Annotated in this window: 14 protein-coding genes; 8 read left to right on the forward strand and 6 right to left on the reverse strand. The window is 72.3% G+C overall.

Translation table 11 applies throughout. From position 1 onward, the window contains the following. Window positions 1-351 precede the first annotated feature (351 nt). On the forward strand, window positions 352-1,266 hold the full coding sequence (locus tag I2W78_RS34900) for a Gfo/Idh/MocA family protein (RefSeq protein ID WP_196464229.1): 915 nt from the start codon (window positions 352-354) through the stop codon (window positions 1,264-1,266). Here the strand turns inward: I2W78_RS34900 and lnt are convergent. Next, on the reverse strand, window positions 1,181-2,755 hold the full coding sequence (gene lnt / locus I2W78_RS34905; protein WP_196464230.1) for an apolipoprotein N-acyltransferase: 1,575 nt from the start codon (window positions 2,753-2,755) through the stop codon (window positions 1,181-1,183). The two genes, I2W78_RS34900 and lnt, sit on opposite strands and share 86 nt — an antisense overlap. A gap of 66 nt (window positions 2,756-2,821) precedes the next feature. After that, window positions 2,822-3,301 (reverse strand): nuclear transport factor 2 family protein, encoded by a 480-nt coding sequence (locus tag I2W78_RS34910; RefSeq protein WP_196464231.1) that lies wholly within the window; start codon window positions 3,299-3,301, stop codon window positions 2,822-2,824. Between the two features lie 139 nt (window positions 3,302-3,440). On the opposite strand from I2W78_RS34910, the gene I2W78_RS34915 reads away from it, so the two are divergent. Together I2W78_RS34915 and I2W78_RS34920 are read left to right on the forward strand one after the other, a co-directional pair. Further along, window positions 3,441-4,064: a DUF4291 domain-containing protein gene (locus I2W78_RS34915; RefSeq protein ID WP_196464232.1), complete on the forward strand. Its 624-nt coding sequence runs from the start codon at window positions 3,441-3,443 to the stop codon at window positions 4,062-4,064. Beyond that, window positions 4,061-4,801, forward strand: coding sequence for an SDR family oxidoreductase (locus tag I2W78_RS34920; protein ID WP_196464233.1), 741 nt, complete (start codon window positions 4,061-4,063; stop codon window positions 4,799-4,801). The genes I2W78_RS34915 and I2W78_RS34920 overlap by 4 nt, the downstream gene beginning before the upstream one ends. A 108-nt stretch (window positions 4,802-4,909) precedes the next feature. On the opposite strand, the gene I2W78_RS34925 is transcribed toward I2W78_RS34920, so the two are convergent. Both I2W78_RS34925 and I2W78_RS34930 read right to left on the reverse strand, forming a co-directional pair. Further along, window positions 4,910-5,089, reverse strand: coding sequence for a hypothetical protein (locus I2W78_RS34925; RefSeq protein WP_196464234.1), 180 nt, complete (start codon window positions 5,087-5,089; stop codon window positions 4,910-4,912). A gap of 176 nt (window positions 5,090-5,265) precedes the next feature. Beyond that, window positions 5,266-6,144: an undecaprenyl-diphosphate phosphatase gene (locus I2W78_RS34930; protein ID WP_196464235.1), complete on the reverse strand. Its 879-nt coding sequence runs from the start codon at window positions 6,142-6,144 to the stop codon at window positions 5,266-5,268. 293 nt (window positions 6,145-6,437) lie between these two features. Between I2W78_RS34930 and I2W78_RS34935 the strand changes: the two genes are divergently transcribed. From I2W78_RS34935 to I2W78_RS34945, 3 genes are read left to right on the forward strand one after another with little or no spacing between them, the layout of a single operon-like run. Continuing rightward, a complete protein-coding gene (locus I2W78_RS34935) occupies window positions 6,438-7,640 on the forward strand; it encodes a Gfo/Idh/MocA family protein (protein WP_196464236.1) in 1,203 nt (400 codons plus the stop codon). Further along, window positions 7,637-8,563 carry a DUF6807 domain-containing protein gene (locus I2W78_RS34940; RefSeq protein WP_196464237.1) on the forward strand — a complete coding sequence of 309 codons (927 nt, stop codon included), beginning with the start codon at window positions 7,637-7,639 and terminating at the stop codon, window positions 8,561-8,563. Before I2W78_RS34935 ends, I2W78_RS34940 begins: the two co-directional genes overlap by 4 nt. Then, the gene (locus I2W78_RS34945) at window positions 8,557-9,285 is read left to right on the forward strand and encodes a cupin domain-containing protein (protein WP_196464238.1); all 729 of its coding nucleotides are present in this window, start codon (window positions 8,557-8,559) and stop codon (window positions 9,283-9,285) included. The genes I2W78_RS34940 and I2W78_RS34945 overlap by 7 nt, the downstream gene beginning before the upstream one ends. Here the strand turns inward: I2W78_RS34945 and I2W78_RS34950 are convergent. Further along, the gene (locus I2W78_RS34950) at window positions 9,282-9,749 is read right to left on the reverse strand and encodes a winged helix-turn-helix transcriptional regulator (RefSeq protein WP_196464239.1); all 468 of its coding nucleotides are present in this window, start codon (window positions 9,747-9,749) and stop codon (window positions 9,282-9,284) included. The genes I2W78_RS34945 and I2W78_RS34950 overlap by 4 nt on opposite strands. 106 nt (window positions 9,750-9,855) lie before the next feature. Here I2W78_RS34950 and I2W78_RS34955 point away from each other — a divergent pair, with 106 nt between their 5' ends. After that, window positions 9,856-11,025, forward strand: a complete 1,170-nt coding sequence (locus I2W78_RS34955; RefSeq protein ID WP_196464240.1) for a thiolase family protein — start codon at window positions 9,856-9,858, stop codon at window positions 11,023-11,025. 16 nt (window positions 11,026-11,041) lie between these two features. On the opposite strand, the gene I2W78_RS34960 is transcribed toward I2W78_RS34955, so the two are convergent. Then, window positions 11,042-11,827 carry a TVP38/TMEM64 family protein gene (locus I2W78_RS34960; protein ID WP_196464241.1) on the reverse strand — a complete coding sequence of 262 codons (786 nt, stop codon included), beginning with the start codon at window positions 11,825-11,827 and terminating at the stop codon, window positions 11,042-11,044. 49 nt (window positions 11,828-11,876) lie between these two features. On the opposite strand from I2W78_RS34960, the gene I2W78_RS34965 reads away from it, so the two are divergent. Further along, window positions 11,877-12,611 carry a DNA alkylation repair protein gene (locus I2W78_RS34965; RefSeq protein WP_196464242.1) on the forward strand — a complete coding sequence of 245 codons (735 nt, stop codon included), beginning with the start codon at window positions 11,877-11,879 and terminating at the stop codon, window positions 12,609-12,611. Window positions 12,612-12,827: the final 216 nt, after the last annotated feature.

The raw sequence follows: 12,827 nt of genomic DNA on the forward strand, positions 1-12,827 counted from the left end.
CGCTGCCCGCCCACCACGGTGGGGAAGCCGCCGAACCTCGGTCAGGGCGGCAACCAGGCCGTCGAGGACGCGATCGTCCTCGCCCACCACGCCCTCGACCTCGCCGCGTACACCGCCGCCCGGCTGCCCCCTACGACGGCCGTCGCCCGCCAGGCCGTGAAGGTCACGCGGCTGAACATGATGACCACCCGCGCGCGCACGGCCGTGCGCGATGCCATGATCGCCGGCCCGTTCGAGGGCCGGACCGGCACTGTTCCTGCGCGGCTTCGACGGTATCGCCGACCGGCGGGCCGCCGGGGCCGCCGTATGCTTCCGAGCAGACCCCAGCAGGCAAGCAGTGAAGGAGCCCCCGTGAAGGTCGGCTGCATCGGACTCGGTGACATCGCGCAGAAGGCGTATCTGCCGGTGCTCGGAGTCCAGCCCGGGGTCGAGCTGCACCTGCAGACCCGCACGCCCGCCACGCTGAACCGCGTCGCCGACAGCCTGCACCTGCCCGGCGCGCAGCGCCACGGCTCCCTGGACGAGCTCCTCGCCCAGAACCTCGACGCCGCCTTCGTGCACGCACCCACCGCCGTGCACCCCGAGATCGTCACCCGGCTCCTTCAGGCGGGCGTCCCGACGTACGTCGACAAGCCGCTGGCGTACGAACTCGCCGACTCCGAGCGGCTGGTGGCGCTCGCCGAGGAGCGGGGCGTGAGTCTCGCCGTCGGCTTCAACCGGCGGCACGCGCCCGCGTACGCGCAGTGCGCCGACCATCCGCGCGAGCTGATCCTCATGCAGAAGAACCGGGTCGGACTGCCCGAGGATCCGCGCACGATGATCCTGGACGACTTCATCCACGTCGTGGACACGCTGCGCTTCCTGGTGCCGGGCCGCATCGACGACGTGATCGTGCGCGCCCGCACCGTGGAAGGGCTGCTGCACCATGTCGTGCTCCAGCTCGCCGGGGACGGGTTCACCGCGCTCGGTGTGATGAACCGGCTCAGCGGGTCGGCCGAGGAGATCCTCGAGGTCTCCGGGCAGGACACCAAGCGGCAGGTGGTCAACCTCGCCGAGGTGATCGACCACAAGGGCCAGCCGACGCTGCGGCGGCGCGGCGACTGGGTGCCGGTGGCCCGGCAGCGTGGCATCGAACAGGCGGTGCTGGCCTTCCTCGACGCCGTGCGCGCCGGCAAGCTGCTCAGCGCCCGGGACGCGCTGGCGACTCACGAACTGTGCGAGCGGGTGGTACTGGCGGTTCTGGAGCGCTCCGGCGCGGTCGCCTGACCGCCCGCCCGCCCTCCACCAGGCCCAGTGCGAGCAGCACCAGCACGGCGGGGTACACGGGCCAGGCGCCCAGGCGGACGTACGGCGTGACCCCGTCGGCCAGCGGCACCTCGTACACCTGCGTGGTGCTGGCGTCCGTTCCGAGCGGCGGGCCGATCCGCTGCCCCTCGGGCCCGTACACGGCGGAGACGCCGGTCAGCGTCGCGTGCACCATGGGGCGGCCGGTCTCCGCGGCGCGCAGCGCGGCCAGCGAGGCGTGCTGCGCGGGCGCCCAGCTCTGCTGGAACGTCGAGGTCGCCGACTGGGCGACCAGTACGTCGGCGCCGTTCCGGGTGAGGCTGCGGCTCATGTCGGGGAATGCCGACTCGAAGCAGACCATCGGGCCGACGCGCAGCCCGCCGCCGACGTCCATCACGACCTGCTCGGTGCCGCGCCTGCGGTCCTCAGCCGCGGCCTCCCCGACGGAGGTGGCCCAGCCGAGCAGTGAGCGGAACGGGACGTACTCGCCGAACGGGACCAGCCGCATCTTGTCGTAGCGGTCGCCGGTCGGGCCGTCCGGGCCGATCAGCACCGAGCTCTTGTAGATGCCGGGCCGGTCCGAGCGCCGGGCGTCCACGTTGACCAGGATCGGGGCCCCGACGTCGCGGGACAGCGCCGCGATGCGCCGCGCGAGGTCGGGACGGCGGCCGAGGTCGTAGCCGACGCTGCTCTCGCCCCAGACGACCAGGTCCACGTCCTGGCCGGTGAGCCGGCGGGTGAGCTGTTCCTCGCGCTCGATGCGGCGCTCCGGGCTGCTGACGCCGTTGACCACCCCGGGCTGCACCAGAGCGACCCGGGCCCCGCCCTCGACGTCGGGCCGCGGTGACCACATCCAGGCCGCCGAGGTGACCGCGGCCGTGGCGAGCAGCGCGACGGCCGGCACCCGGGACCGCCGTACCGCGATCAGGACGGTTACGGCGACATTGACGGCGACCAGCAGGAAGCTCAGCAGCCACACCCCGCCCACCGAGGCCAGCCGCAGTGCCGGCTCCACCTGCCACTGGCTGGCGCCCAGCATGCCCCAGGGGCCGCCGAGCCCCTGCCAGGAGCGCACCAGCTCCACCGCCAGCCAGCCCGACGGCAGCACCAGCAGCGCGGCCGCGATCCGGCCCGGCGAGGGCGCTCCGGCGAGGAACCGGCGCACCAGCAGGCCCCACGGGGCCCACAGCACGCCGAGCAGGGCCGCGAGGACGAACGTGAACACGTGCAGGTTGGGCAGCAGCCAGTGGTGCACGGCCAGCACGAAGCCGAAGCCGCCGCACCAGCCGTCGTACAGCGCGCGTCGCCCGGTCGCCGCGGTGCGGACGAGCAGGATCCACGGGACCAGGGCGACGCAGGCGAACCACCACAGGGACGGGGCCGGGAAGGCGAGCATGGGCAGGGCGCCCGCCACCGCGGCGATCGCGGAGCGTCGCCACGGGGAGTCGAGCCAGCGGCCCAGCGTCTTCATACGGCGCCTCCTACCCGTGGATCCAGTGTGCGCGTGGCCGGCGATCTCGGTACAGAGGGCGCCCACTCAGTCGGTCACAGGTACCCCGGGCTCCTGGGACACACGCCGCCACTTCTCGCGCACGACCACCTCGCGCAGCCGCCAGCCGTCGTCCGTCCGCCGCAGCCCGAACGCGTACCGGCCGCCGCACACGAAGTCGGGCGCCGCCGAGCCGTCACCGGCGAGGCGCATCGGGTTGACGTAGTCGGCCTGGACCTGGGCCGTGTCCCCGGTGTCCCGCTCCAGGACCCCGAACCGGACCCGGCGGTTGACGATGAGGTGCTGGCGCATGGCGAACGCCCGCATGCTCTCGGCCAGCCATGCGGCGACGCTCCCGGCATCGCCCTCGATCCCGCCGGCCGAGCGGTAGTCCGCCCGCCCGTCCGGGGTGAACAGCTTCCGGTACGCCTCCCAGTCGCCGTCGTCCACCGCCACGGCATAGTCGGTGACCAGGCCGTCGACGGCCAGCCGGTCCATCACGGTCGCGAGCTCCACACGCTGCGTCATCGGCTCAGTGTTGGGCACGGGGCGGGCCGCGCCAAGAGGGCGTGCCGCTTTGATCGGTGGTCGTGACCCCGCCGTTCGGTGGCCGTGACCGGCGTTATTCGGTGGTCGTGACCGGCCGAGGCGCGCGAGGCTGTCCCGCGTGAACGATCAGACCGACCGGCCCGAGCCGAAGTTCCGCATACGGGCCCGCCACACGGACTCCACCCTCACCGTCTACCAGGCCTACCACCCCGGCATCGGACGACCGGCGGCCCGCGCCGGCCGCTTCCCGGCCACCTGGAAGCGCGAGCGCATGACCTGGGTCAAGCCGTCCTTCCTGTGGATGATGTACCGCTGCGGCTGGGGCACGAAGGAGAACCAGGAGACCGTCCTCGCCGTCGAGATCACCCGCGAGGGCTTCCTGTGGGCCCTGCGTCACGCCTGCCTCTCGCACTACGTCCCCGGGCTGCACGCCGACCAGGCCGCGTGGAAGGACCAGCTGAGGACGGCACCCGCGCGCGTGCAGTGGGACCCGGAACGCGACCTGCGCCTCACCCCGCTGCCGCACCGGTCGCTGCAGCTGGGCCTCGCGGGGGAGGCGGCGGCCCGGTACGCCGACGAGTGGATCGTGGGCATCGAGGACGTGACGCCGCTCGCCAGGGAGATCCACGGGCTGGTGCGCGCCGGTGAACTCGCGCGTGCGGGGGAGCTGTTGCCCGAGGAGCGGCCGTATCCGTTGGACGATGACGCGCTGGCACATCTGCTTCCAGGAGGTTCGGAATGACACGTCCCGTCACTGTGGTCACGGGCGGCAGCCGGGGGATCGGTGCCGCGACCTGCCTGCGGCTGGCGGCCGACGGGCACGACGTGGCGGTCGGATACGTCCGTGACGCCGACGCGGCCGAGGCGGTGGCCGACGGGGTACGGGCAGCGGGCGGCCGCTCGGTCGTCGTGCGGGTCGACACGTCGGTCGAGGCGGACGTGGAGCGGCTCTTCGACACCGCCGAGCAGCGGCTCGGGCCGGTGACGGGGCTGGTGAACAACGCCGGGGTGACCGGCCCGCTGGGGCGGCTGGCCGACGCGGACCCGGCCGATCTGCGCCGGGTCGTGGACGTCAACCTTCTGGGCACGCTGCTGTGTTCACGCCGGGCCGCGCAGCTGATGACCGGGCGGGGCGGTGGCGTGATCGTGAACGTGTCGTCGGCCGCCGCGACGCTGGGCAGCCCCGACGAGTACGTCCACTACGCGGCGACCAAGGCCGCGATCGACGCCCTGACCCTGGGCCTGGCCAAGGAGCTCGGACCGGACGGCGTCCGCGTCAACGCCGTCGCCCCCGGAGCGATCGACACCGAGATCCACGCCACGATGGGCGACCCGGACCGCGCCCACCGGGCGGCGGCCACGACTCCGCTGCGCCGGCCGGGCCGGGCCGAGGAGATCGCGGCGGCGGTGGCGTGGCTGATGTCGCCGGACGCGTCCTATACGACGGGGGCAGTGCTACGGGTGTCGGGCGGGCGGTGAGCGCCCTTCTGTTCAGATGGCTGCCCGTACGTTCAGATGGCTGCCCGTAGGTTCAGATGCGTGCCCGTACGTTCAGGTGCCCTCGTCGGTCCTGACCGGCTCCCGTCCTCAGGCCGCCTCGATGACCTCGCCGCGGATCGCCGCGGCCCACTCGACCACCAACAGCTCGTACTCCGCCCGCTCCTGTACCGACAGCGAGCCGCCCGCGCGCATCCACAGGGCACGGATCTCCTCGTTCACCTCGGCAGCAGAGCGCACGGAACCAGGGGTCACGGAATCGGGGGACATGCGAGCAAGCGTAGGCGCAAGCACTGACACTGCGCTACCGGGCGGCTACTCATCCCGTATGGGCTTGGTCACGGCCGCCGGAATCCGGACGCGTTTACTGACCGCACGCTCAGTCACAAAGCAACGGCCCCCGAGGACGAGCCTCGGGGGCCATACGTTCCTCGGGGGCCGTACGCTCAGCCGCCCGCCGACTCCGCCGCGTGCGGGCTCAGGACGCCGAACGTCACCAGGGCGACGATCACGATGCCGAGCGCGACCCGGTACCAGACGAACGGCATGAAGCTCTTGGTCGAGATGAACTTCATGAACCACGCGATCACCGCGTAGCCGCTGACGAAGGCGATCACCGTGGCGAAGATCGTCGGCCCCCACGACACATGGCCGGTATCCATCGCGTCGTTGAGCTCGAACAGGCCCGAGGCGAGCACCGCCGGGATGGCGAGCAGGAAGGAGTAGCGGGCCGCGGCCTCACGGCTGTAGCCCATGAAGAGGCCGCCGGTGATGGTGGCGCCGGAGCGGGAGACGCCCGGGACCAGCGCCATGGCCTGGCAGATGCCGAAGATCAGGCCGTCCCGCACACCCAGTTCCTTCAGCGTCTTGCGCTCCTTGGCCGCCCGGTGGCGTCCGCCGGTCTCGTCGCGCGCCGCTATCCGGTCGGCGATGCCCATGATCACGCCGACCACGATCAGCATGGTGGCGGTGATGCGCAGATCACGGAACGGCCCGACGATCTGGTCCTTGAGCGTCACACCGAGCACGCCGATCGGGATCGAGCCGACGATCACCAGCCAGCCCATCCGGGCGTCGTGGTCCTTGCGCCACGCCTTGTCGTAGAGCGAGCGGGTCCACGCCGAGAGGATGCGCCCGATGTCCTTGCGGAAGTAGATCAGCACGGCGGCCTCCGTGCCGATCTGGGTGATCGCCGTGAAGGCGGCACCGGGGTCCTCCCAGCCGGAGAAGGCCGCGGTCAGGCGCAGGTGCGCGCTGGAGGACACGGGAAGGAACTCGGTCAGCCCCTGGACGAGTCCGAGGATGAGTGATTCGAACCAAGACATGAAGTTACGAAGTCCAAGTGCCGATCGCGGAACGGACGAAGGACACACCGAGCCCCCGCGTGCGGCGATCGGGTGTTGAGGGGCAGCGTAGCGTCCCGTGCCGACACGCCCGACACAGGGGTTTCCCAGGCGGCCGGCGGTGATCGGTCCGGGGTGTTGACCGGTGGTCGTGCCGGGCCTACGTTGCAGTCCGGGGAAAGCGCTTGCTATACGCCCAGGACCCCGGAGGAGTGCTGATCAGGTTCATGCCCACATCCGCGACATCGGTGCCATCAGCGGCTGACGCGCCATCCATGACGACCACGGCAGTCGACAACCCCGATCCCGAGAATTCGCGAACCCCCTCCACCCCCCTCTCCGACCGCCCCGTCAGAACCGCTGTCATCGGCACCGGCGGCATCGCCCGCGGATGTCACCTCCCCGCCCTCACCCGCCTCGCCGAGGAGGGCCAGGCGGAGGTCGTCGCGGCCGTCGACATCGACCGGGCCGCCGTCGAGGCGTTCTGTGCGGAGGGCGGGATTCCGCACGCGTACACCGACATGGAGCGGATGCTGCGGGAGCAGCGGCCCGACCTGGTGACGATCTGCACACCGCCGACCCTGCACCGCGAGCAGACCGTCGCGGCCCTGCGCGCCGGCGCCTGGGTGTGGTGCGAGAAGCCGCCCGTGCCGACGCTCGCCGACTTCGACGCCGTCGAGGCGGCGGAGGGCGGGACCGGTGGGCCGTACGCCTCGATCGTCTTCCAGCACCGGTTCGGCTCGGGCGCCGCGCATGTGCGTCGGCTGCTCGCCGACCAGGCCATGGGCCGGCCGCTGGTGGCGCACTGCCAGACCACCTGGTACCGCAACGCCGCCTACTACGCCGTGCCCTGGCGCGGCCGCTGGCACACCGAGGGCGGCGGGCCCGCCATGGGCCACGGCATCCACCAGATGGACCTGCTGCTCGATCTGCTCGGGCCGTGGAGCGAGGTGCGCGCGATGGCCGGCCGACTGGTGCACGACGTGGAGACCGAGGACGTCTCGACCGCGCTGGTCCGCTTCGAGAACGGCACCATGGCGACGGTCGTCAACAGCGTCCTCAGCCCGGACGAGGTGAGCCGCATCCGCGTCGACTGCGAGCGCGCCACCGTCGAACTCACCCACCTGTACGGGCACGCCAACGCGGACTGGCGGATCACCCCGGCACCCGACGTGCCGGCGGAGGAGGCCGTGCTCTGGCAGGACTTCGGGCACGACGTGCCCAGCTCGCATCTCGCCCAGCTGCGCGAACTGGTCGCCAGCATGCGCGCGGGCCAGCGGCCGCGCAGCAGCGGGCCGGACGGGCGCAAGAGCCTGGAGCTGATCACCGCGCTGTACAAGTCCGCGTTCACCGACACGACCGTCCGCCGGGGCGAGATCGGTCCTGGTGACCCGTACTACACGGCCCTGCACGGAGGTGCGCCCGGCTGGGCACCCGTCGTCCCCGAGGCCGCCGCGAACCAGGAGGTGCCCGCATGACCGGTCCGCACATCGTCCACGCGCACGGCGACCGGATCACGGTCACCGAACCCACCACCGGCGTCGACCTGTTCTCCTACGTCTACCGGCCCGAGGCGGCCTGGGAGGCGCCGAAGCCCTATCTGCACCCGATCCGCACCCTGGGGAACGCGGTCGTCACGGACTACCGGCCCAACGACCACCGCTGGCACAAGGGCCTGCAGATGACGGCCTCCCACCTGTCCGGCCAGAACCTGTGGGGCGGCAACACATACGTGCACGGGGAGGGCTACGTCGCCCTCCCGGAGCGCGTCGGGTCCATGGCGCACGTCGGCTTCGACGAGGTCGCCGCCGACGGCTCCCGGGTCGTGATCGCCGAACGGCTCACCTGGCACCCGTACGGCGGCGAGCTGTGGGCCGACGAGCGGCGCCGGATCGAGGTGCACGACGTCGACCCGGCGGCGGGTTCGTGGGCGCTGACCTGGACCAGCGCCATCACCAACCGGCGCGACGAGCCGCTGCTCTTCGGCAGCCCGACCACCGCCGGGCGCGAGATGGCCGGTTACACGGGCCTGTTCTGGCGCGGACCGCGTGCCTTCCGGGACGGCCGTGTCCTCGGGCCGGACAGCGAGGGTCCCGGCCTGATGGGCCGGCAGGCGCCCTGGCTGGCGTACTCCGGCGAGCACGACGGCGTCGACGGCCACGCCACCCTCGTGTTCGCGCACGCCCCCGAGAACGACCACACCGGCGCCGGCGGCGCCCACCCGGCCCACTGGTTCGTCCGCAACGAGCCGTTCGCCGCCGTAGCCCCCTCCTGGGCCTTCCACGACGAACTGGAGCTCGCCCCGGGCGACACCCTCACCCGCCGCTACCGGGTCGTCGTCGCCGACGGCGTCTGGGAGCGCGACGAGATCGCCAAGTACCTGGAGGCGCACCCATGGTGAACGCCGAGGAGCTGACCGGCGTGTTCACCGGGCTGCCGGGCGGGGTCGCCGTGTCGCACCTGTCCGTCTACGACTGGCCGGCCGCGGACGGCGTGTGCGGCGGAACCCCGCACCTGCACCTGACCTGTTCGGAGGCGTACGTCGTCACGGGCGGGCACGGCGCGGTGCAGACGCTCACGACGTCCGGGTACGAGGTGACGCCGCTCGCGGCCGGCACGGTCGCCTGGTTCACGCCGGGCACGATCCACCGGCTGGTCAACGACGACGACCTGCGCATCACCGTCCTGATGCAGAACAGCGGGCTGCCGGAGGCCGGGGACGCGGTGCTCACCCTGCCGCCGGAGTATCTGACCGACCCGGAGACCTACGCCGCCGCCACCACGATCCCGGCGGACGCGCCCGTCGCCGAGCAGGAGCGTGTGGCCCGGGCCCGGCGCGACCTCGCCCTGGAGGGCTACCGCGCGCTGCGCGCGTCCGGCCCCGAAGCGCTGGCCGAGTTCCACCGGGCCGCGGGCGCGCTGGTACGGCCCCGGCTCGCCGAGTGGCGTGACCGCTGGCGCCGGGGCGCCGAGGCGGCGGCCGCGGCGACGGGGGAGCAGCTCGACCGGCTGGAGCGGGGGGATGTGTCCCACCTCGCGGGGGCGGTCGTACGCAGTGAACAGCCCTCGGCGCGCGGCAAGTTCGGGATGTGCGGGCGGCTCGACGTGTATCCGGGCGGCTAGGCCGCCGTCGGGCCGGTGACGGTCCAGCCCGGGGACTGGGGGTGGGGAGTCAGGTCCTCGTGCTGGACCGGGTCGCCGCAGGCCTGGCAGGTGACGAGCGGGACCAGTTCGTGGCCGCAGATGTGCTCGACGACCATGGGGCGGTCGTCCTTGCGGAGATGGCGGTTGCCCCACTCCATGAGGGTGAGCAGGACCGGCTCCAGTTCGAGGCCCGCCTGGGTGGGCCGGTACTCGAAGCGCTGCGGGCGCTCGCTGTAGGTCCGCTTGGTGAGGATCCCGGCGTCGACCAGGCGGCGCAGGCGGGTGGCCAGGATGTCGCGCGGGGCGCCGATGTTGCGCACGAGCTGGTCGAAACGGCCGTTGCCGAGGCACACCTCCCGCAGGACGAGCAGGGAGTACTTCTCGCCGACGAGCGCCAGGGCATCGGCGATCGAGCAGGGGCGCGGGTCTTTGGTGGCGGCCATGCAGCCCAGTCTAGGTGGGGGTTTGATTTTCCAACTGACGGAGCTATGGTGGATCCAGATTTCCTACTCACTGGTAATCGCTCCGGCGGCCAAGGAGGCCCGCAGCATGCGTGACGCAGTCATCGTCGAAGCCGTACGCACGCCCATAGGCAAGGGCAAGCCGAACGGCTCGCTCGCGCACGTCCACCCCGTAGAACTCCTCGCCCACACCCTGCGCACCCTCGTGGAGCGCTCCGGTGTCGACCCGGCGCTGATCGACGACGTCGTCGGCGGCACCGTCGACCAGGTCGGCGAGCAGGCCATGAACACCACCCGGTACGCCGTGCTGTCGGCGGGCTTCCCCGAGACCGTCCCCGCGACCACCGTGGACCGTCAGTGCGGCTCCTCCCAGCAGGCCGTGCACTTCGCCGCCCAGGGCGTCATGTCCGGCGCGTACGACATCGTGGTCGCCTGTGGCGTCGAGTCCATGAGCCGCGTGCCGATGTGGTCCAACGTCCCGCCCGGCAAGGACCCCTTCGGCCCCGGCGTCGCCGAGCGCTACCCGGAGGGCCTGGTCCCGCAGGGCATCAGCGCCGAACTCATCGCCGCCAAGTGGTCCATCACGCGCGAGCAGATGGACGCCTTCGCCGTCTCCTCGCACCGGAAGGCGGCCGCGGCCTGGGACGGCGGCCTCTTCGACGCCGAGGTCGCGCCCCTGGACGGGGTCGCGCGCGACGAGTGCGTACGACCGGGCACCACCACCGAGATCCTGGCCGGCCTCAAGTCCGCCTACCACGACCCCGCATTCGCCGAGCGCTTCCCGCAGATCGACTGGAACGTCACCGCGGGCAACGCCAGCCCCATCAACGACGGCGCCTCCGCCGTGCTCATCATGTCGAGCGAGACCGCGGCCCGCCTCGGCCTGCGCCCGCTGGCCCGGCTGCACAGCTTCGCCGTCACCGGATCCGACCCGCTGCTGATGCTCACCGGCGTCATCCCGGCGACCGAGAAGGTGCTGCGCAGGGCGTCCCTGACCCTGGACGACATCGACCTCTTCGAGGTCAACGAGGCGTTCTCCAGTGTCGTTCTCGCCTGGCAGCAGGAGACCGGCGCCGATCTCGCGAAGGTCAACGTGCACGGCGGCGCGATCGCCATCGGCCATCCGCTCGGCGCGAGCGGCACCCGTCTGACGACCACGCTCGTGCACGCCATGCGGGACCGCGGCGCCCGCTACGCCCTGCAGACGATGTGCGAGGCGGGCGGACTGGCCAACGCGATGATCCTGGAAGCCGCGTAAGCCCTCTGACCGGGCGTCAGCCGCGCAGGTGGTGGCGTTTGCGCCAGGCCACCACCGCGCCGGCCAGCCCCGGAATGGCGATCGCGGCCATCGCGATCAGGAACACCGGCGACGTCGGCGTCGAGGCGCGGGCGCCGGCCACGACGTAGGCGGCGGTGTTCGGCAGCGAGCCGAGCGCCGTCGCGAGGAGGAACGGGAACCACCCCATGCGGGAGACGGCGGCGCAGTAGTTCGCGGCCCAGAACGGCACGCCCGGGAACAGCCGCACCGCCAGCATGGAACGGAAGCCGTGCCGGCTGAACTGCCGGTCGACGCTCTTCAGGAACTTGCCGCGCAGCAGCGGGCGCAGCGCGTCCTGGCCGAGGAACCGGCCGAGTCCGAAGGCGATCCCGGCGCCGATCACCGAGCCCCCGATCGCCGCGGCGATGCCCAGCTCGGAGCCGAACAGCGCGCCCGCCGCCAGATTGAGCAGCGGTCGCGGCACGAACGCGACGGTGATCAGACCGTACGCGACCGCGAAGATCAGGGCGGCCACGACTCCGCCGAGCTGCGGCGGCCAGCCGTGCGCGAGCAGCCGCTGCGGCTCGAAGAGCAGCACCGCCGCGGCGGCCCCGACCAGCAGGGCGACGAGCACGGAGAAGCGGGCCCAGGGCGAGAACAGAAGTCTCGCGCAGCGGGCGGCGAAGCCGAGGCGGACGGCCGCGGCGCCGGCGGGACCGGGGACGGCGGCCGCGAGTTCGGTGGCAGTGGCCCGGGGAGAGGCCGGTGCGGTGCCCCCAGAGCGGGTGTGGGCATCGAGCATTCGGTGACACTAACCGACAGATATGTGTGATCGCCGTATGGTTCGTCTCATGAGCGTCACAGGTGCGGGAACGGTGGGTGTCCCGCACAGCACCCTCGCCGACACGCTGCTGGCACGGCTCACCGCCACATACGGCGCCGCGGCCGACCCGGCGCGCGCGGCGCCCATGCGGGCGTACATGAAGGACGTCGCGCCCTTCCTCGGCCTGACCACGCCCGTGCGCCGCACCCTGTCCCGTACGGTCGTCGAGGGCATGCCCCGCCCGGACGAGACCGACTGCACCGCCGTCGCCCTGCGCTGCTGGCAACTGCCGGAGCGCGAGTACCACTACTTCGCCGTCGACTATCTGCGCCGCCATGTGAGCCGCTGCTCGTCCGGTTTCCTGCCGGTGGCCCGGCAACTCGTCACGACCGTGTCGTGGTGGGACACCGTCGACCTGATCGCCGCTCACGTGGTCGGCCCACTGGTGGCCGCCGATCCCGGACTGAAGGCCGGGATGGACGCCTGGATCGTGGACGACGACCTGTGGGTCGCCCGGGCGGCCCTGCTCCACCAACTGCGCTACAAGGAGCGCACCGACGTCGAACGCCTGTTCACTTACTGTCTGCGCCAGTCCGGCCACCCGGACTTCTTCATCCGCAAGGCCATCGGCTGGTGTCTGCGGGAGTACGCCAAGACCGATCCCGACGCCGTACGCGCCTTCCTCGCGCGGGAGCGGGGCCGGTTCGCGCCGCTGTCGGTGCGGGAGGCGCTGAAAAACATCGGGCCCGCCGCGACGGCCTGAACTCCCCTGCCTGGAAAAACCATTCGACGCGCGACCCGGCGTCGGCGATGATCGACGTCATGTTCCGGCACGCCTTCCTCCTCGCAGCATCCGCGGTCGCGGATGCCCCGAAGGCTGCCGTCGAGATCTTCCTGGCCGCTGTCGACGGCGCCCGAAGCTGACCCTCCCCGGATCGTCCGGCGGACCCCGCAGGGGGAGGGTCGGCCAGTCCCCGGG

The organism is Streptomyces spinoverrucosus (assembly GCF_015712165.1).
Taxonomy (GTDB): Bacteria; Actinomycetota; Actinomycetes; order Streptomycetales; family Streptomycetaceae; genus Streptomyces; species Streptomyces spinoverrucosus_A.

Excerpts from the sequence above, each read along its gene's own strand:
- lnt (WP_196464230.1), bottom strand. The coding sequence starts at position 2,755 with ATGAAGACGCTGGGCCGCTGGCTCGACTCCCCGTGGCGACGCTCCGCG.
- I2W78_RS34910 (WP_196464231.1), bottom strand. The coding sequence starts at position 3,301 with ATGACGCAGCGTGTGGAGCTCGCGACCGTGATGGACCGGCTGGCCGTC.
- I2W78_RS34920 (WP_196464233.1), top strand. The coding sequence starts at position 4,061 with ATGACACGTCCCGTCACTGTGGTCACGGGCGGCAGCCGGGGGATCGGT.
- I2W78_RS34925 (WP_196464234.1), bottom strand. The coding sequence starts at position 5,089 with ATGTCCCCCGATTCCGTGACCCCTGGTTCCGTGCGCTCTGCTGCCGAG.
- I2W78_RS34930 (WP_196464235.1), bottom strand. The coding sequence starts at position 6,144 with ATGTCTTGGTTCGAATCACTCATCCTCGGACTCGTCCAGGGGCTGACC.
- I2W78_RS34935 (WP_196464236.1), top strand. The coding sequence starts at position 6,438 with ATGACGACCACGGCAGTCGACAACCCCGATCCCGAGAATTCGCGAACC.
- I2W78_RS34940 (WP_196464237.1), top strand. The coding sequence starts at position 7,637 with ATGACCGGTCCGCACATCGTCCACGCGCACGGCGACCGGATCACGGTC.
- I2W78_RS34945 (WP_196464238.1), top strand. The coding sequence starts at position 8,557 with ATGGTGAACGCCGAGGAGCTGACCGGCGTGTTCACCGGGCTGCCGGGC.
- I2W78_RS34950 (WP_196464239.1), bottom strand. The coding sequence starts at position 9,749 with ATGGCCGCCACCAAAGACCCGCGCCCCTGCTCGATCGCCGATGCCCTG.
- I2W78_RS34955 (WP_196464240.1), top strand. The coding sequence starts at position 9,856 with ATGCGTGACGCAGTCATCGTCGAAGCCGTACGCACGCCCATAGGCAAG.
- I2W78_RS34960 (WP_196464241.1), bottom strand. The coding sequence starts at position 11,827 with ATGCTCGATGCCCACACCCGCTCTGGGGGCACCGCACCGGCCTCTCCC.
- I2W78_RS34965 (WP_196464242.1), top strand. The coding sequence starts at position 11,877 with ATGAGCGTCACAGGTGCGGGAACGGTGGGTGTCCCGCACAGCACCCTC.